Raw genomic sequence first — 18434 nt, 5'->3', positions numbered from 1 at the left:
TTGCGCCGCTCTTAGGCTCCGGGCACCGTTTTCGCCAGACCGTCGATTTTCCGCTCGATCGCGTCGAGCCGGTCGAGCACGATATGGTCGATCTTGTGATGCACGCGCAGGATGTCGAGCTCGGCGCGCAGGTTGGTCTCATAGTCGAGGCTGGCGGCCAGCCGGTCCTTCGCCGATTGCCGGTTCTGGCTCATCATGATCACCGGCGCCTGGATCGCCGCCAGCGTCGACAGCAGCAAATTCAGGAAGATGTACGGGTACGGATCGAACGCGCGTCCGAAATGGCCGAGGATGTCGGAGTTGAGGATCATCCACCCGAACAGCACGACCGCAAACGCGATGATGAACCCCCACGATCCCCCGACCGCCGCGACCCGGTCGGCAAGCCGGTCGCCGAAGCTCGACTGTTCGTCGGCGACGTCGGCGGCGTCGCGGCTGACGGTGGTGCCGGCGCGGATCCCGGCGATGACGCGGCGTTCCTCGTCGTCGAGCGCACCGGGCGGCTTGCCAAGCAGGCGTTGCGAGAGATCGTCGAGCGAATCCTGGTTCATCGCAATCTCCTAGCGTGGAACGTGGCGAATCCGAACTCGCCGCTTGCCGCAGGGGCGCCCGACCTGCCAAACGCCGGCGATGACGGTACGCGTAGATATGGGAACCGACGGCAGTGGCGCCGCCGTGGCGATGGACCTTGAGGAACTGCTTGCCACCCGCCTGTTGGTGCAGGGCAATTCGGGGTCGGGGAAATCGCATCTGCTGCGCCGCCTGCTCGAACGCTCGGCGGGCCACGTCCAGCAGATCGTGATCGACCCCGAAGGCGATTTCGTGACGCTCGCCGGCCCGCACGGCCATGTCGTGATCGAGGCCGGCGAGTATAGCGAGCGCGAGATTTCGCGGATCGCGACCCGGCTGCGCGAACATCGCACCTCGGCGGTGCTCAGCCTGGAGGGGCTGGAGGTCGAGGGCCAGATGCGCTGCGCCGCGTCGTTCCTGTCGGCGCTGTTCGATGCCCCGCGCGAACATTGGTACCCGGTGCTGGTGGTGGTCGACGAGGCGCAGATGTTCGCGCCGGTCGCCGGCGGCGAAGTGTCGGAGGAGGTCCGCCGCGCCTCGCTCGCGGCGATGACCAACCTGATGTGCCGCGGCCGCAAGCGTGGCCTCGCCGGGGTGATCGCGACGCAGCGGCTGGCCAAGCTCGCCAAGAACGTCGCGGCGGAGGCGTCGAACTTCCTGATGGGCCGCACCTTCCTGGATATCGACATGGCGCGCGCCGCCGACCTGCTCGGCATGGAACGTCGCCAGGCCGAGGCGATCCGCGATCTGCAGCGTGGCACCTTCATGGCGCTGGGTCCCGCGGTTTCCCGCCGCCCCATCACGGTCAAGATCGGCGAAGTCGAAACCTCCGCACGCAGCGGCAGCCCCAAGCTCACCCCGCTGCCCAGCGCCGCGCCGATGGACCTGCAGGACCTGCTGTCCGAACCCGTGGTCGACGCGCCCGAACTCGGCCTGATGTTCGATTCGCGCCCGCGTCGGGTACCGGCCGAGGAGCTGCTGGAGGGCATCGCCCGTGCGCCTGAGCCGCGCACCGCCGCGCCGCCGCCCCCCGACAAGACCGACGACGAGGTCGAGGCGATCTATGCCGACGTCTTCCGCGCGATCGTCGCCGACGCCGAATCGTCGCTGCGCCCGCCATCGGTGCTGTTCCAGGATTTCCAGGTCCGCTGCCGGATGGGCGGCCTCGCCAAGCCGCCGCTCGACCTGCCGGGCTTCGTCCGTCGCCTCAGCTGCGCACGCGCGGGCATCTTCGACATGACCGACGAGGCGTGGACTGCCGCGCTCGACGTGGCCAGCGGCCTGCCCGACGACATGCTCGGCGCGTTCCTGCTGGTCGCCCGCGCCGCGCGCGAAGGCGAACCCTGCCCGTCGGACGCGCGCATCGCCGCGACCTACGGCACCAGCTCGCTCGGCCGCGTGAAACGCCTGATCGGCTATATCGAGAGCCGCAACCTGATCGTCTGCCGCACCGACCTGGCGGGCAAGCGCTCGATCACGATCCCCGGGCTAGGCTGGACGACGTTGCCGGCGGAAGCGGCCTAGCCCCGAACTGCTAGCCGCGGATCGGGGTGAACTGCCTCAGCCGCGGATCGGCGTGAACTGAACCGTAACGAACTGCCACGCGCCACCAACCTTGCGCGCTACGAAGCCGACCCGCATCGCCCGGGTCTGCACCTGGCCGTCCTTGCCGGGCATCGCATAGGCGATCCGCATCGTCACCGCGCCGATCTGGCCAGCCGGTCGCGCGACCGTCTCGCTGATCGTCATCGGCGGCGCAGGCTGCTTCTTGTCCGCCGCGTAGAACCCGATCACCCGCTCGCGCGAATCGACCTCGCCGACCGGCGATATCTCCTGATAGTCCGGCGCCATCATCGCGGTCATCGCCGCCTGGTCGAACGCGTTGCGCACCCGCACGAACGCCTCGGCGCGCTGCGCCAGCGCCTGCGCATCGGTCTGCGCCGCAGCCGGCGCCGCCACTGCAAGAAGACACAAACCCATCGATACCCGCATGCTCGCCCCCGTCGTAATGACTTAGTACAGCAATACACGCCGGGCGTTGCATATCAACCCGCTGCACTCTCCGTCATCCTGGCGAACGCCAGAACCCAGAGTAACGGGGCGCAGCGTCCGTAACTCTGGATCCCAGCCTTCGCTGGGATGACGGAAAGTGGGGGTGACGAACGGGGGGACGACGAACGGCCAACGGCGCCGCATCACGCTCCCCGCCCCACTCCCGTCATCCTGGCGAACGCCAGGATCCAGAGTACCACGCACGACATCCGCCCCGCCGATCCTCGGCTTGCACCCAGCCACCAGACGAAGCGGCTCCCGTCAGATCATCCCCAGCGCCTGGAGGTACACTTCGAGGATCGCCTCCTCCTCCTGATACTCTTCCTTCTTCTTCTTCCGGATCGACAGGATCTTGCGGATCGCCTTGGGGTCGTAGCCACGGCCCTTGGCCTCGGCCATCACGTCCTTGATGTCGTCCGAAATGCCCTTCTTCTCTTCCTCGAGCCGCTCGGCGCGCTCGATCAGCAGCCGCAGTTCGTCCGCCGCGACCGCGCCGCCGCCCATGCCGTGTTGGCGTTCGTCCGTCATGATATCCCCATTCGCTCTAGAAAAAGACCGGGCGCGATCGGCGTCACGAGGACCGCCGGTGAATCGCGCTACCCGGTGCGGCGCCGCATCTAGGCGTTAACCGTTCGCGGCTCAAGCGACCCGGCGCGCGGCCGGCGTTAATGGGCGTTCTTGGCGACGCTCACCCGCATCCGTTCGAGCTGCTCCGGGGTCGCGTCGCCCTGGTGCTCCGCCTTCCACTGCGCATAGGGCATGCCGTACACCGTCTCGCGCGCGGCATCCTTGTCCATCGCCCCAGCTTCCTCGACCCAGTCGGACAGGCAGTTGCGGCAGAACCCGGCCAATCCCATCAGGTCGATGTTCTGCGCATCGTCGCGGTGGCGCAGGTGCCGCACGAGCCGCCGGAACGCCGCTGCCGCTACGGCATCGTCGAGCTCTTCCAGTCTGTCCATTATCGCGTCCCATGATCCGCTAGTTGTTGATCGCATCGAGATAGGGGCTAAGGCAGCAACCGGCAAAGGCCCAGGAGAGCTGAATGACGAAGGCGATATCCCCCCGGCCCCGGAAGGTTCGCGTCCTCGCGACGCTCGGCCCCGCGAGCAGCAGCCCGGAGATGATCGCGACGCTGTTCGAAGCGGGCGCGGACGCGTTCCGCATCAACATGAGCCACGGCGACCAGGCCTCCAAGATCGCGGTGATCCAGGCGATCCGCGCGATGGAGCAGGATTTCGGGCGCCCGACGACGATCCTCGCCGATCTTCAGGGTCCGAAACTGCGCGTCGGCAAGTTCGCCGCGGGGAAAGTCGAGCTGAAGACCGGCACCACGTTCCTGCTCGATCGCGACCCGACGCCGGGCGACGCTACCCGCGTCGAACTGCCTCACCGCGAGATCTTCGAAGGCATCGAGACCGGCGCGCGGCTGTTGCTAGACGACGGCAAGCTGGTGCTCCGCGTCACCGCACACGGCCCGACGCAGATCGAGACTTTGGTCGTGGTCGGCGGCATGCTGTCGAACAACAAGGGGCTGAACGTCCCCGACGTCGTGCTGCCGATGGCGGCGTTGACGACGAAGGACATCAGCGACTTAGCCTTCGCTGTCGACCAGGGCGTCGACTGGATCGCGCTGTCGTTCGTCCAGCGCCCCGAGGATCTGTGGGAAGCGCGCAAACTGATCGGCGGCAAGGCAGCCCTGCTGGCGAAGATCGAGAAGCCCGCGGCGATCGACCGGCTGGTCGAGATCGTCGAGGCCTGCGACGGCGTGATGGTCGCGCGCGGCGATCTCGGCGTCGAGATGCCGCCACAGGCGGTGCCGCCGCTGCAGAAGCGCATCGTCGAGGTCTCGCGCCGGCTCGGCCGCCCGGTGGTGGTCGCGACGCAGATGCTCGAATCGATGATCACCTCGCCGTCGCCGACCCGTGCCGAAGTCTCCGACGTCGCCACCGCGATCTATGACGGTGCCGATGCGATCATGCTGTCCGCGGAAAGCGCCGCCGGCGACTGGCCGGTCGAATCGGTCGCGATGATGAACGCGATCGGCGTCTCGGTGGAGGGCGATCCCGAACACGGCGACCGCATGCACTTCACCGTCACCAAGCCCGATCCGACGACCGCCGACGCGCTGGCCGAGGCGGCGAAGAACATCGCCGCGACGGTGTCCGCGGTGGCGATCATCTGCTTCACCACCTCGGGATCGACCGCCCGCCGGATCGCGCGCGAGCGGCCCGGCGTACCGCTGCTGGTGCTGACCCCCAGCCTCGAGACCGCACGGCGCCTCGGGCTGCTGTGGGGCACCCATGCGGTCCACACCCGCGACGTCGAATCGTTCGAGGACATGGTCGGCAAGTCCAAGCGCATGGCGCTGCGCCACAACATGGCCAAGGCCGGCGACCGCGTCATCGTGATGGCCGGCGTGCCGTTCCGCACGCCGGGGTCGACCAACGTGCTGCATGTGGTGCGGATCGTCGGCGACGAGCTCGAGGGGCGTAAATAATACGCAGCCGTTCTCCTGCGAAAGCAGGAGCCCAGGGTCACGGGCGATGGTCCTAGTAACCCTGGGCTCCTGCTTTCGCAGGAGAACGGCTGACTGTATGACGAAGAGCACGCGGCTCGACGTGGTTCGCGACTGACCAAGAGGGTACCGCATGACGCTACGCGAAAAACTCGGCTGGGGTGCGCTCGGCGTGCTCGCGGCGTGTGCGCTGGCCGTCATCGCATTCGTCCGCGGCGAACATGTCAACGCGCTGTGGATCGTCGCCGCGTCGGTCTCGATCAACCTGATCGCCTATCGCTTCTACGCCCGCTACATCGCCCGCCACGTCATGCAGCTCGACCCGAGCCGCGACACCCCGGCGATCCGCCGCGCCGACGGGCTCGACTATGTCGCGACCGATCGCAACGTCCTGTTCGGCCACCATTTCGCCGCCATCGCCGGCGCCGGACCGCTGGTCGGCCCGGTGCTCGCCGCGCAGATGGGCTATCTTCCCGGCACGCTCTGGATTCTCGCCGGCGTCGTGCTGGCGGGCGCGGTGCAGGACTTCATGGTGCTGTTCATCTCGATGCGCCGCGACGGCCGTTCGCTCGGCGAACTGATCCGCATGGAGATGGGCGCGATCCCCGGCGTGATCGCGCTGGTCGGCGCGTTCGCGATCATGGTGATCATCCTCGCGGTGCTCGCGCTGATCGTCGTCCGCGCGCTCGCCGGCAGTCCGTGGGGGCTGTTCACCGTCGCCGCGACGATCCCGCTCGCCTTCGCGATGGGCATTTATACCCGCTGGATCCGCCCCGGTAAGGTCGGCGAGGTCTCGGTCCTCGGCGTCATCGGCCTGCTGCTCGCGATCGTCTATGGCGGCAGCGTCGCGGCGTCGCCGGTGTGGGGCCCGATCTTCACGCTGACCCCGGTGCAGCTCTGCGTGCTGATGGTCGGCTACGGCGCGGTCGCCTCGGTCCTGCCCGTCTGGCTCCTCCTTGCTCCGCGCGACTATCTGTCGACCTTCCTGAAGATCGGCGCGATCGTCGCGCTCGCGATCGGCATCGCGATCGTCGCGCCGCCGCTGAAAATGCCCGCGCTCACCAAATTCATCGACGGCAGCGGCCCGGTCTGGTCGGGCGGGCTGTTCCCGTTCCTGTTCATCACCATCGCGTGCGGCGCGGTCTCGGGCTTCCACGCGCTGATCGCCAGCGGCACCACGCCGAAGCTCATCGCCAGCGAAGGCGACGCGCCGTTCATCGGATACGGCGCGATGCTGATGGAGAGCTTCGTCGCGATCATGGCGCTGGTCGGCGCGACGATCCTCGATCCCGGCCTCTATTTCGCGATGAACAGCCCCGCCGCGGTGGTCGGCACCGACGCGGTCTCGGCCGCGACCGCGGTCAGCAAGATGGGCTTCCTGATCGCCCCCGACGCGCTGACGCAGGCCGCCAAGGACGTCGGCGAGGCGACGATCATCAGCCGCACCGGCGGCGCGCCGACGCTGGCGGTGGCGATGGCGGAGATCTTCTCCAACGTCGTCGGCGGCCCCGCGATGAAGGCGTTCTGGTACCATTTCGCGATCCTGTTCGAGGCGCTGTTCATCCTCACCGCGGTCGACGCCGGCACCCGCGCCGGGCGCTTCATGCTGCAGGACCTAATCGGGCTGGTCGTGCCGTCGTTCCGCAATGCCTCCGCAATCGTCCCCGGGATCATCGCCACCGCTTTGTGCGTGATCGCGTGGGGCTTCTTCCTCTATCAGGGCGTCACCGACCCACTGGGCGGGGTGAACACGCTGTGGCCGCTGTTCGGCATCTCGAACCAAATGCTCGCTGCGGTCGCGCTGGTACTCGCGACGGTCGTGCTGTTCCGGATGAAGCGCCAGCGCTTCGCCTGGGTGACGATCCTCCCCGCCGCATGGCTCTGCCTGTGCACGATCAGCGCCGGAGTGCTGAAGCTGTTCTCCGGCGACGTGAAGGTCGGCTTCCTGGCGCATGCCGACAAGTTCGGCGACGCCGCGGCGCGCGGGCAGATCCTCGCGCCGGCCAAGACGATGGCCGAGATGCACCGCATCGTCTTCAACGACCGCATCGACGCCGCGCTGATCGCGCTGTTCCTCGCCGTCGTCGTGTCGATCCTCGGCTTCGGCATCCGCACCTGCCTCGTCGCGCTCCGCACCGACCGGCCGACGGTCAGCGAAGTCCCGCCGCAGCTGGTCGCCGCGGAATGATCCGCGCGCTGCTCGCCCGCGCCCGCGAGACTGCGCTGCTGATGGTCGGCGTGCCGTCCTACACGGCCTACCGCGCGCACATGGCCGAACGGCACCCCGATCACGAGGCGATGGACGAAAAGACCTTCTTCCGGGACCGCCAGCAAGCGCGCTACGGCGCCAAGGGCGGCGGAAGGTGTTGCTGAACACATACCCCCCTTCCGTCATCCTGACGAAAGTCAGGACCCAGGGTTACAGGCGCTGACGTTCGTGACCCTGGGTCCTGACTTTCGTCAGGATGACGGGCGGGAGTGAGGATGACGGGCGGGAGTTAGATTGACCGCGTTGATCAGGACGACGGCGGATCAGCCGGGGTAACGACCGCCCCCCCGCATATCGCCGCGCAATCACCGCGCACGCGATCAGCTGGATCTGGTGGAACAGCATCACCGGTAACAGGATCACTCCGACCTGCGCCGCCGGGAACAGCACTCCCGCCATCGGCACCCCCGACGCCAGGCTCTTCTTCGACCCGCAGAACTGCAGCACGATCGCATCCTCACGCGGCAGCTTCATCAGCCGCGCCACCGCCAGCGTCAGCGCTAGCACGAACGCCAGCAGCACGCAGCATAGCACGCTCACCAGCACCAGGTCCCCGGCGGACACGCGGTGCCACAGCCCCTCGACCACCGCCGCGCCGAACGCGCTATAGACCACCAGCAGAATCGACCCGCGATCGACCAATGTCAGCATCGCCTTGCGCCGCGTGACCCACGCACCGATCCACGGCCGCAACAGGTGTCCGGCGACGAACGGCACCAGCAGCTGCAGCACGATCGCCTCGACGCTGCCGATCGACACCCCGCCGCTGCCGCTGGTCGACATCAGCAGCGCAACCAGCGCCGGCGTCACGACGATCCCGATCAGGTTCGAAAACGACGCGCTGCACACCGCCGCCGCGACATTGCCGCGCGCGATCGCCGTGAACGCGATCGACGACTGCACCGTCGACGGCAGCAGCGTCAGGAACAGCAACCCCGCCGCCAGCCGCGGATCGAGGAACGGCAACGCACGCATCCCCAGCCCGAGCAGCGGGAACGCGACGAACGTCACCGCCAGCACCGCCAGATGCAGCTTCCAGTTCCGCAACCCCGCCACGATCGCCTCGCGCGACAGTTTCGCCCCGTGCAGGAAGAAGAGGAGCACGATCGCGATGTCCGCGGCGTAACTCGCCACGGTCGCCCACACGCCGCGCGCGGGAAGGAAGCTCGCCAGCACGACGGTGCCGAGCAGCATCAGGATGAACGGCTCGAACACCGCGAGGAAGCGTCTGATCATAAAATTCTCACATTCGTCATTCCCGCGGAGGCGGGAACCCATATTGGCTAGTCGAGCGGCCGATCACCGACGTTAGAGCATATGGGTCCCCGCCTCCGCGGGGATGACGGCCCGGGATGCTGCCCTCAGCCCGCCTTCACATACGCATCGAGCGAAGCAAGATGCCCGCTCAGCGTCTCGTCATCCAGGAAACTCCCCAGGAAGCTGTTGCGCGCCAGCGTTACCACCTGTTCGCGCGACAAATTCCGCGCCGCCGCGGTCGCCCGGAAATTCTCGCCGATATACCCGCCGAAATAGGCCGGATCGTCCGAATGGATCGTCGCGCGCAAGCCCAGATCGAGCATCCGGTCGATCGGATGATTCTCCAGCCGGTCGACGTTGCGCAACGCGACGTTCGACAGCGGGCACACCGTCAGCGTCATCGCATCGCGCGCCAGCCGCGCGACCAGCGCCGGGTCCTCGAGCGCGCGGTTGCCGTGATCGATCCGGTCGACATGCAGCACGTCGAGCGCCTCGTGCACATATTCCGCCGGCCCCTCTTCCCCGGCATGCGCGCACAGCATCAGCCCGGCATCGCCCGCCGCGGCGAACGCCCGCGCGAACTTCGACGGCGGGTTGCCGACTTCCGAGGAATCGAGGCCCACGCCGATCAGCCGGTCGAGCCACGGCTCGGCCTGCGCGAACGTCTCGAACGCATCCTCCTCGGGCAGATGCCGCAGGAAGCTCATGATCAGGCCGACGCTCATATTGTGCTTCGCCTTGGCCTCGTCGATCCCCGCGAACAGCCCGGCCGCGACCACGTCGAACGGGATGCCCCGGTGCGTATGCGTCTGCGGATCGAAGAATATCTCGGCATGGACCACGCCGTCCATCGCCACCCGGTCGAAATACGCGACCGCCAGGTCGCGGAAATCCTCCTCGGTCTTCAGCACCGCGGCGCCGGCATAATAAATGTCGAGGAAGGTCTGCAGGTTGGTGAAGCTGTACGCCGCGCGCACATCCTCGACGCTGGCGAACGGGATCGCGACCTTGTTGCGCGCCGCCAGCGCGAACATCAGCTCGGGCTCCAGGCTGCCCTCGATATGCAGATGGAGTTCCGCCTTGGGCAGATTGGTGATGAAGGCGTCGGTCAGGGGAGCGGGCATAACGGGTCCTGTCGCTTTGGGCGTCTCGCCTGCAACCATTCCGCGCGCCGCGCACTACCGCAAGGGCGAAAGGCGTTGCATGACAATCCTGTCACGTTACCGAGCGCCGATACATTACGAAAGACACCATCGATGCCCACAGGACTGGTAGCGCTGCTCGACGACATCGCCGGAATCACCAAGCTTGCCGCCGCCAGCCTGGACGACGTCGCCGCCGCCGCGGGCAAAGCCGGCAGCAAGGCGATGGGCGTGGTGGTCGACGATGCCGCGGTGACGCCGCGCTACATGGTCGGCTTCTCGCCCAAGCGCGAACTGCCGATGATCTGGCGGATCGCGCTCGGCTCGTTCCGCAACAAGCTGCTCTTCATCCTCCCCGCAGCCCTCGCGCTCAGCGCGTTCGCACCCTGGGCGCTGACCCCGCTGCTGATGATCGGCGGCACCTATCTCTGCTTCGAGGCGGCCGAGAAGATCCTGGAAGCGTTCGGCGGCGCGCATGCCGAGGCCGAGGAAGAGGTCGCCACCGACCCCAAGGCGCTGGAGGATTCAAAAGTCTCGGGCGCGATCCGCACCGACTTCATCCTCTCTGCCGAGATCATGGTGATCGCGCTGTCCGAAGTCGCGGACAAGCCGATCTGGGAACAGGCGATCGTACTGGCGTTCGTCGGCATCGCGATCACCATCGGCGTGTACGGCGTGGTCGCGCTGATCGTGAAGATGGACGATATCGGCCTGCATCTGGCGGAACGGAGCAACGCCGGCGTCCAGGCGGTCGGCCGCGGGCTGGTCAAGGGCATGCCGATCATCATGAACGCGCTGTCGATCATCGGCACCGCGGCGATGATCTGGGTCGGTGGCGGGATCATCGTCCACGGCATCGAGGGCTACGGGCTGACGACGATCCCACATGCGATCCACGACGCGGCGGAGGGCGCGGCGGCTGCGGTCCCGGTCGGCAAGGGTGTGGTGTCGTGGGTCGTCAACGCGCTGGGCGCCGGCATCATCGGCATGATCCTCGGCAGCGCAGTCGCCGGGATCGTGCACCTGATCCACAAGGCCCGCGGCAAGCACTGATATTTCCCGTTCTCCTGCGAAGGCAGGAGCCCAGGGTCCCACGCGCTGCGCTTCGTTACCCTGGGCCCCGGCGTCCGCCGGGGAACTGCCTGGAGTTCACGGGTTGGGGCTCACTTCTTCCCCGTCCACTTGTCCATCCACCCGATCACCTCGCCATACCATTGCCGGCTATCCTTCGGCCGCTGCACCCAGTGGCTCGCATTTGGGAACACCAGCAGCCGCGACGGCACATCCCGCCGCTGCAGCGCCGTAAAGCTCGCGATCCCCTGTGTGTACGGGATCCGGAAATCCTTCTCCCCGGTGATCACCAGCATCGGCGTCTTCCACTTGTCGACGTAGTTCACCGGGTTCCATTTCTCGAACGCGGCCGGATTCTCGTAATAGGGGTGCCCGCCATGCTCCCATTCGTCGAACCACAGTTCCTCGGTCTCGTACGCCATTGCCCGCGCGTCGAACACGCCGTCATGCTGCACGATGCACTTGAAGCGGTCGGGCCACTGGCTCTCGAACCAGTTCATCATATAGCCGCCATACGACGCCCCCAGCGCGCACGCCCGGTCACCGTCGAGCCAGCCGAACTTCTGCGTCGCCGCCGCCAGGCCGAGCTTCAGGTCCTCGAGCGGCTTGCCGCCCCAGTCGCCGCGGATCGCGTCGGTAAACGCCTGCCCGTAGCCGGTCGACCCGTGGAAATCGACTGCGACCAGCCCGTATCCGGCGCCCGCGAAAACCGCCGGGTTCCAGCGATACGACCAGCTGTTGTTGCTCGACCCCTGCGGCCCGCCATGCACCATGTACGCGACCGGCAGCTTCCCCGTGATCCCGACCGGCTTCACCGCATAGCCCCACACCGTGTCGCCGCCCGCGCCGGCAAAGCTGAACCGCGTGACGACCGGCATCTCGATCCCGGCCAGCCTGGTCGCGTTGACCGAGGTCAGCCGCACCGGCTTGCCGCTGCCCGTGATCCGGTAGAAATCGTCCGGCGCGACCAGGCTGTTCATCGCGAACACGGCACCCTTCGCGGTCGGCACCACCGCGCTGACATTGCCCACACCGGTCAGCCGCGCGACCTTTCCGCTCGCCGGATCGACCGACCAGATCGGCGTTTCCTGAATATCCTCGGCGGTGACCAGGATGCGCTTGCCATCGGGGCTCCACGCGACCGACGCGACCGATCGGTCCCAGCCCTCGGTCAGCGCGCGGGTCTCGCCGGTCGCGAGGTTGCGCAGCTTCAGCACCAGCCGGTCCGCCTCGTAGCGCGCGCGCTTCATCGACGTGTACGCCAGCCACTTGCCGTCCGGCGACACCGCCGGCGCGGTATCGGTCCCCTCATTGTCCTTGGTCAGGTTGACCGGTGCCGACGATCCATCCGCGGGGGCCGCGAAGATATCCATATTGGTCGACAGCGGCTCGATCCGCCCGGCCTCGCGCAGCGCGAAATACACCGTCCTGCCGTCCGCCGACCAGGCCAGTTCCTCGCCCCCACCGAACGGTTTCGACGGGGTGTCGCCGATCAGCCGCCCGCCGATCGCAACCCCGTTGCCCGCCGCGCCGTCGGGCGTCAGCGGCAGCACGAACAGCTGCGACCGGCTCCCGTCCGCCCAAGTATCCCAATGCCGCACGAACAGCTGGTCATAGGTGCGCGCACCGCCCGCATTCGGATCCGTCTTGACCATCGCCGGTTCCAGGCTCGGCGCGCCGGGCGTGCGGTCCGCCCAGACCAGCAGTTTGTCGCCGGTCGGCGCCACCTTGAACCCGCCGATCCCGCCCTTGACCGTCGTCAGCTGCTTCGGTGCGCCGCCGGTGATCGGCACCGACCAGACGCCATCGTCATGCCCCTTGTCGGACTGGAAATAGACCGTCCTGCCGTCGGGCGAGAACGCTGGCGCGGTCTCGTTGGCGGTCGGCTCCGCCACCAGCTTCTCCGGCGACGCGCCCTTTTTGGTCAGGTCGAGCCGCCACAGGTCGAACCAGCCTTTGTCCGCAGCCAGATCGGTCTCGCGCTGCTGCCAGACGAGCCAATGGCCATCGGCCGAAACCGCAGGCGCCGACACGCGCGAAAGCCCGACGACATCGTCGATGGTCAGCTGGCGGGCGGTGGCAGGGCTGGCGATCGCGATGGCGGCGAGGCTGGCGGAGAGGAGCATTTTCATGGGAGCGAGCATAAGCCCGTTATGGGACCACTCGCAATCTCCCGCCCCCGTCATGCCGGACTTGTTCCGGCATCCATGGCGTCGCACACCCAGCGGCCCGTAGAGTACGCGGCAAGATGGACCCCGGAACAAGTCCGGGGTGACGACGGTACGTAGGATCGCATGCTAAAATCGTCCTTCCCCCCGGTCGTAGCCCCGAACACCCGCCTGCTCGTCCTCGGCAGTCTCCCCGGCGACCGCTCGCTCGCCGAAGCGCGCTATTACGCGCACCCGCAGAACCAGTTCTGGCGGCTGATGTCGCCGGTCGTCGGCCGCGACCTGCACACGCTCCCGTACGAAGATCGCCTCGCCGCGCTGCTCGCCCGCGGCATCGGTTTGTGGGACGTCGTCGCCTCCGCGCACCGCCCCGGCAGCACCGACGCAGCGATCCGCGATATCGCCGGCAACGACATCGCCGCACTCGCCACGTCGCTGCCCGAACTCCAGGCGATTGCCTTCAACGGCGCCACCGCCGCGAAGCACGGAACGCGGTTGCTGGCCGGTCTCGAGATCGAACGCATCGCGCTTCCCTCGAGCAGCCCGCTCCACACCGTCGGCCTAGCCGCCAAGCAGCCGGCCTGGGACGCGCTCAAACCCTTCGTCATCCCGGGCTTGTCCCGGGATCCAGGGTAACACCGGACGACGCTCGTTACCCTGGATCCCGGGACAAGCCCGGGATGACGGAGCCGCAGTGGTCACCCCCCTCTCCCGTCATCCTGACTTTCGTCAGGATGACGCCGCGGCACACTGGCCCTACCCGCCGTCATCCGCCAAAGCCGCAGCATGTCGATCGAATCGTTCATCACCAAATACGGCCTCGCCGCGATCTTCCTCGGCGCGGGGTTCGAGGGCGAGACCAGCGTCGTCACCGGCGGCCTGCTCGCGCACCAGAATCTGTTGCCGCTCGTCGGCACCGGGATCGCCGCAGCGACCGGATCGTTCGCCGCCGACCAGCTCTTCTTCTTCCTCGGCCGCCGCTACCGCGATACCGCGCGCGTCCGCCGGATGACCGAGCGGCCCGCCTTCACCCGCGCGCTGCAGACGCTCGATCGCCACCCGACCGCGTTCATCCTCGGGTTCCGCTTCCTTTACGGCCTGCGCACCATCAGCCCGGTCGCGATCGGCACCAGTCACGTGCCGGCCCGGACCTTCGTCGTGCTCAACGCGATCTCCGCGACCGTCTGGGCGGCAGTGTTCACCGCGATCGGCTATCTGTTCGGCGACCGCGTGCTGGCGCTGCTCGGAGGCCATCACAGCAAGCTGGTCGGAATCGCGATCCTGGCCGGTGTCGTCGCGGCGATCTTCATCGGCCTGCGGGTGTGGCGGCGCTATCGCACCAGGGCGTGACGGGCCCGGACGGTCGCATTTCCCTTGAGCGACGTTAAGGAACACGGATAGTCATGTTGCGTTGCAGCAACGAAACTAGTCCGTAACGATCGCGGGCGCGTGCAAAGACGCGGGGAAAGACATGGTCGAGCTTCATCGACGCGAAATGCTGGCGGGTCTCGCCGCGCTGATGGCGGCGGCCCAGGCGCGCGCCGCCTCGACGCCCGGCACGCCGTTCACTTGGGACACGCTGCAGGCCCGCGCCGCCGCGCTGGCCCGGCAACCCTATGTGGCACCGACCAAGGTCCCAGCCGCAGCGGCGATCGACTACGACAAGATCGGATCGATCCGGTACCGCGAGGCGCGTGAACTCGCCGGCGGCATCCGGCTGTTCCCGCTCGGCCGCTACGCCCCCACCCCGGTCGCGATCAACATCGTCGAGAACGGCCGCGCCACCCCGGTGCCCTTCACGCCCGACCTGTTCGAGAGCGAGGCCGGCCACGCCCCTGCACTCGGCATCGCCGGGTTCCGCGCGATGGCGCCCGGCGGCAAGAGCGACTGGATGGCGTTCATGGGCGCCAGCTATTTCCGCACCGCGGGATCGCAGGACCAGTACGGCCTGTCCGCGCGCGGCATCGCGATCGACACCGGGATCGCCGGCAAGGAGGAATTTCCCGACTTCACCGAATTCTGGATCGAGCGCACCGGCGCACAGGCCTACACCATCTATGCGCTGATGGACGGCCCCAGCCTGACCGGCGCCTATCGCTTCGAATCGACCCACGCGAACGGCGTCCGCCAACGCGTCTCGTCGGTCCTCAACATCCGCCGCGACATCCAGCGGCTCGGCATCGCGCCCGCGACCAGCATGTTCTGGTACGGCGAGGGCAACCGCGCTGCGGGCAGCGACTGGCGTCCCGAGATCCACGATTCGGACGGGCTCGCGCTCCACACCGGCGCCGGCGAGCGGATCTGGCGCCCGCTGGTCAACCCGCCGCACGAGACCACCGACAGCTTCCAAGATGAGAACCCACGCGGCTTCGGGCTGATCCAGCGCGACCGCGCGTTCGATCATTACCAGGACGATGGCGCGTTCTACGATCGTCGCGCGAACCTCTGGGTCCAGCCGCAGGGCCAGTGGGGCAAGGGCGCGGTGACGCTGTTCGCGTTCCCGACCGCGGCCGAGACGGTCGACAACATCGTCGCCTTCTGGGTCCCCGCCGCCCCGGTGCGAAAGGGTCAGCGGCTGCAGTTCGACTATGCGCTCGACTGGGGCTCGACCGACCCGACGCTCGCCACTGCCGCGCACGCGGTCGAAACCTGGCGCGGCACCGCGGGTCGCCCGGGTGGCGAGGCGATTGCCGGCGCGAAGAAGCTCGTCGTCGATTTCGTCGGCCCCGGCCTTGCCGGGCTCGACCGCTCGAGCGGCGTCATCCCGCAGATCGACGTCGCCCGCGGGAAACTGCTCGCCAGCGCCGCCTATCCGGTGGTCGGCCAGCCCAACCGCTGGCGCGTCACCGCCGATATCGCCCCCGAGGGTAGCGGCCCCGCCGACGTCCGGCTGTACCTGAAGCGGGGCACCACCTCGCTGAGCGAGACCGTCCTCGCGCCGATCTTCTGACGATGCGCCCGCTCCCCCCCGAAGCCCCGATCGCGATGCCGGTGCAGCGCTTCGGCGAACCGCCCCGTCCCAACGCGCCGGTCGCCGACGGCCAGACCGTCGAACCCGCCGACATGCTCAGCCGCCGCGTGCTGCTGGTGCTGCTGACCGGCCTGTTCGCCACTGCCGCCTCGACGACGCTGCGCGAATCGCTGATCCAGGACGGCATCGACGCCTGGGACGTCGCACTGCTGCTGCTGTTTTTCCCGCTGTTCGGCTGGATCGCGTTCGGCTTCCTCAACGCCGCGATCGGCTTCGTCCTGCTGATCACCGGATCGCATCCCGGGTTCGTCCCCGCTCCGTCGTCGGCGGGGACGCTGACCGGCCGCACCGCGGTGCTGGTGCCGATCCACAACGAGGATGTCGCCGCGGTCTATGGCCGCGTCGAGCGGATGGCGCGTTCGCTCGCCGATGCCGGCGCCGCGCACCTGTTCGACTTCTTCATCCTCAGCGATTCCGGCCCCGCCGCCGAGCCCGAGGAGTTCGCCGCCTGGGAGGCACTGGCCCCGCGCGCCGCCGTCCCCGTCTATTACCGCCGCCGCACGCACAATATCGGGCGGAAACCCGGCAACGTCGCCGAATGGATCCGCCGCTTCGGCAGCGCCTACGACTATATGATGATGCTCGACGCCGACAGCCTGATGGGCGGCCGCGCGATGGTCGGGATGGCGCAGGTCATGGAGCAGCGCCCCGGTATCGCCCTGTTGCAGACCGTCCCGACCGTGATCGACGCACAGACGCTGTTCCAGCGCTGGATGCAGTTCGCCAGCCGGCTCTACGGCCCGATCTCGACCGCGGGCCTGGTCTGGTGGTCGGGCGCTGAGGCGACCTTCTGGGGTCACAACGCGCTGGTCCGCGTGACAGCTTTCGCATCCAGTTGCGGGCTCCCCGACCTGTCCGGCAATCCCCCGTTCGGCGGCGCGATCATGAGCCACGACATGGTCGAAGCCGCACTGCTGCGCCGCCGCGGCTGGGCGGTGCACATGATCATGATCGAGGACAGCCACGAGGAATATCCCCCGACGCTGATCGACCAGGCGGTCCGTGACCGGCGCTGGGCACAGGGCAATATCCAGCATCTCCGCCTGCTCGACAGCGCGGGGTTCCACTGGATCAGCCGGTTGCAGCTGCTGATCGGTGCGTCGGCCTATATCACCTCGCCGGCGTGGCTGGTGCTGATCGCGACGACCATCGCGCAGGCGCTCGCGGGCCAGACCACGCTAGTCGGTTCGGGCGGCAACTCGGCGGTGTCGCTGCAGGTGTTCGGCATCACTTTAGTTCTGCTGTTCGGACCGAAGCTGCTCAGCGTGATCTGGGCGCTCTCCAATCCGGCATGCCGTGCCGCGTTCGGTGGACGCCGCGCGATCCTGCGCTCGGTGGCGTTCGACATCCCGCTGTCGATGCTGGTCGCTCCCGTCACCGCGCTGACCCAGACGATCGACCTGATCAATATCGTCCGCGGTCGCCCCTCCGGCTGGGCACCGCAGAACCGCAACCGCGACGGGCTGTCCTGGGCCGACGCCTTCCCGCGCTATCGCTGGCACATGGCGCTGGGGTTCGCCTTCCTGCTGCTCTCGCCGTTCGCGCCGATCACCGCGTTGTGGCTGATCCCGGTCACGCTGGGCCTGCTGCTCGCGCCCGTCCTCGCGATCTGGACCGCCAGCAGCGCGCGCGGGCAGGCAATGGCGGATTCCGGGTATTTCCAGGTTCCGGGCTCGCCGATCGTGTCCGGCGATTCACCACGATTATTGTCGCCCGCGACCTAGCGGCACTTCGCATCGTCATGCGCGTTATCCCCGCACCTCTTTTCAGGACGACAGCATGATCACCAGCCTCGCGGAACTCGACCGCATCCGCGACGAGACCCGCCGCCTCGTCACCAACCGCTCGCTGATGTCGGCGGGGGCCGCGGTGGTGCCGATCCCGGGCGCGGACCTGGTCGCCGATATCGGGCTGCTGACGACGTTGCTGCCAAAGATCAGCGAACGCTTCCAGCTCGATCACGAGCAGGTCGAAAAGATGGAGCCGCACCTCGCACAGCAGGTGTTCGTGGTCGCATCCAGCATGGGCAACAACATGATCGGCCGGATGGTTACCAAGCGCATCGTCGCCGGCCTGCTCCGCCGCATCGGCGCCCGCCTGGCGGTCGGATCGGTGGCGAAGTTCGTGCCGTTCGCCGGCTCGGTGGTCGCCGCATCGATCAGCTTCGGCGCGATGAAGCTGGTCGGCAACGCGCATATCGAGGATTGCTACAAGACCGCCAGGGCACTGATCGAAGAGCCGTCGCAGGGCGTGCTCAGGGGCTGAGACGCGGCAACGCGAATTCGAACCGAAAACGGTTCAATCTCTCGCGTTAACCCTGATCGCTAGCCAGTTTCGCAACGGAATCGGCGTTATCCGG

17 protein-coding genes are annotated in these 18434 nt (G+C 67.8%); 10 read left to right on the top strand and 7 right to left on the bottom strand.

The annotated features are described in order from the left end of the window. Positions 1 to 11: 11 nt before the first annotated feature. Positions 12 to 551 (bottom strand): DUF1003 domain-containing protein, encoded by a 540-nt coding sequence (locus tag SJY20_RS03665; protein ID WP_380785246.1) that lies wholly within the window; start codon positions 549 to 551, stop codon positions 12 to 14. Between the two features lie 79 nt (positions 552 to 630). On the opposite strand from SJY20_RS03665, the gene SJY20_RS03660 reads away from it, so the two are divergent. Next, the gene (locus tag SJY20_RS03660; protein WP_380785245.1) at positions 631 to 2094 is read left to right on the top strand and encodes a helicase HerA domain-containing protein; all 1464 of its coding nucleotides are present in this window, start codon (positions 631 to 633) and stop codon (positions 2092 to 2094) included. Between the two features lie 36 nt (positions 2095 to 2130). On the opposite strand, the gene SJY20_RS03655 is transcribed toward SJY20_RS03660, so the two are convergent. From SJY20_RS03655 to SJY20_RS03645, 3 genes are all read right to left on the bottom strand, one after another. After that, complete coding sequence (locus SJY20_RS03655; RefSeq protein WP_380785244.1) at positions 2131 to 2550, bottom strand: nuclear transport factor 2 family protein; 420 nt, start codon at positions 2548 to 2550, stop codon at positions 2131 to 2133. A 333-nt stretch (positions 2551 to 2883) separates the two neighbouring features. Next, on the bottom strand, positions 2884 to 3126 hold the full coding sequence (locus SJY20_RS03650) for a DUF2312 domain-containing protein (protein WP_197942503.1): 243 nt from the start codon (positions 3124 to 3126) through the stop codon (positions 2884 to 2886). Positions 3127 to 3287: 161 nt separating this feature from the next. Beyond that, positions 3288 to 3581 (bottom strand): DUF1244 domain-containing protein, encoded by a 294-nt coding sequence (locus SJY20_RS03645; protein WP_380785243.1) that lies wholly within the window; start codon positions 3579 to 3581, stop codon positions 3288 to 3290. Between the two features lie 83 nt (positions 3582 to 3664). Between SJY20_RS03645 and pyk the strand changes: the two genes are divergently transcribed. The 3 genes from pyk to SJY20_RS03630 all read left to right on the top strand — a co-directional run bounded on the left by pyk (position 3665) and on the right by SJY20_RS03630 (position 7510). Then, positions 3665 to 5119, top strand: a complete 1455-nt coding sequence (gene pyk / locus SJY20_RS03640; RefSeq protein WP_380785242.1) for a pyruvate kinase — start codon at positions 3665 to 3667, stop codon at positions 5117 to 5119. Positions 5120 to 5270: 151 nt separating this feature from the next. Beyond that, a complete protein-coding gene (locus SJY20_RS03635; protein WP_380785241.1) occupies positions 5271 to 7325 on the top strand; it encodes a carbon starvation CstA family protein in 2055 nt (684 codons plus the stop codon). Next, positions 7322 to 7510: a YbdD/YjiX family protein gene (locus SJY20_RS03630; RefSeq protein ID WP_380785240.1), complete on the top strand. Its 189-nt coding sequence runs from the start codon at positions 7322 to 7324 to the stop codon at positions 7508 to 7510. The genes SJY20_RS03635 and SJY20_RS03630 overlap by 4 nt, the downstream gene beginning before the upstream one ends. Positions 7511 to 7556: 46 nt before the next feature. Here the strand turns inward: SJY20_RS03630 and SJY20_RS03625 are convergent, their stop codons facing one another. Together SJY20_RS03625 and SJY20_RS03620 are read right to left on the bottom strand one after the other, a co-directional pair. Continuing rightward, a complete protein-coding gene (locus tag SJY20_RS03625; protein ID WP_380785239.1) occupies positions 7557 to 8642 on the bottom strand; it encodes a bile acid:sodium symporter family protein in 1086 nt (361 codons plus the stop codon). A 125-nt stretch (positions 8643 to 8767) separates the two neighbouring features. Next, positions 8768 to 9787 carry an adenosine deaminase gene (locus SJY20_RS03620; RefSeq protein WP_380785238.1) on the bottom strand — a complete coding sequence of 340 codons (1020 nt, stop codon included), beginning with the start codon at positions 9785 to 9787 and terminating at the stop codon, positions 8768 to 8770. Between the two features lie 132 nt (positions 9788 to 9919). On the opposite strand from SJY20_RS03620, the gene SJY20_RS03615 reads away from it, so the two are divergent. Next, complete coding sequence (locus SJY20_RS03615; RefSeq protein ID WP_380785237.1) at positions 9920 to 10858, top strand: DUF808 domain-containing protein; 939 nt, start codon at positions 9920 to 9922, stop codon at positions 10856 to 10858. Positions 10859 to 10968: 110 nt separating this feature from the next. On the opposite strand, the gene SJY20_RS03610 is transcribed toward SJY20_RS03615, so the two are convergent. Then, positions 10969 to 13008: a prolyl oligopeptidase family serine peptidase gene (locus tag SJY20_RS03610; RefSeq protein WP_380785236.1), complete on the bottom strand. Its 2040-nt coding sequence runs from the start codon at positions 13006 to 13008 to the stop codon at positions 10969 to 10971. A 162-nt stretch (positions 13009 to 13170) separates the two neighbouring features. Between SJY20_RS03610 and SJY20_RS03605 the strand changes: the two genes are divergently transcribed. The 5 genes from SJY20_RS03605 (at position 13171) to SJY20_RS03585 (ending at position 18340) form a co-directional block, all read left to right on the top strand. Continuing rightward, positions 13171 to 13680: a DNA-deoxyinosine glycosylase gene (locus SJY20_RS03605; protein ID WP_380785235.1), complete on the top strand. Its 510-nt coding sequence runs from the start codon at positions 13171 to 13173 to the stop codon at positions 13678 to 13680. Between the two features lie 150 nt (positions 13681 to 13830). Then, complete coding sequence (locus SJY20_RS03600; protein ID WP_380785234.1) at positions 13831 to 14394, top strand: DedA family protein; 564 nt, start codon at positions 13831 to 13833, stop codon at positions 14392 to 14394. Between the two features lie 121 nt (positions 14395 to 14515). After that, positions 14516 to 15994, top strand: a complete 1479-nt coding sequence (locus SJY20_RS03595) for a glucan biosynthesis protein (RefSeq protein WP_380785233.1) — start codon at positions 14516 to 14518, stop codon at positions 15992 to 15994. A 2-nt stretch (positions 15995 to 15996) separates the two neighbouring features. Then, on the top strand, positions 15997 to 17799 hold the full coding sequence (gene mdoH, locus SJY20_RS03590; protein ID WP_380785232.1) for a glucans biosynthesis glucosyltransferase MdoH: 1803 nt from the start codon (positions 15997 to 15999) through the stop codon (positions 17797 to 17799). Between the two features lie 55 nt (positions 17800 to 17854). Continuing rightward, positions 17855 to 18340, top strand: coding sequence for a hypothetical protein (locus SJY20_RS03585; RefSeq protein ID WP_380785231.1), 486 nt, complete (start codon positions 17855 to 17857; stop codon positions 18338 to 18340). Positions 18341 to 18434 lie beyond the last annotated feature (94 nt).

Source organism: Sphingomonas sp. R86521, assembly GCF_042466235.1.
GTDB lineage: Bacteria > Pseudomonadota > Alphaproteobacteria > Sphingomonadales > Sphingomonadaceae > Sphingomonas.
Note: the sequence above shows the minus strand (reverse complement) of the source record. Positions and strands in the feature narration are given on the sequence as shown.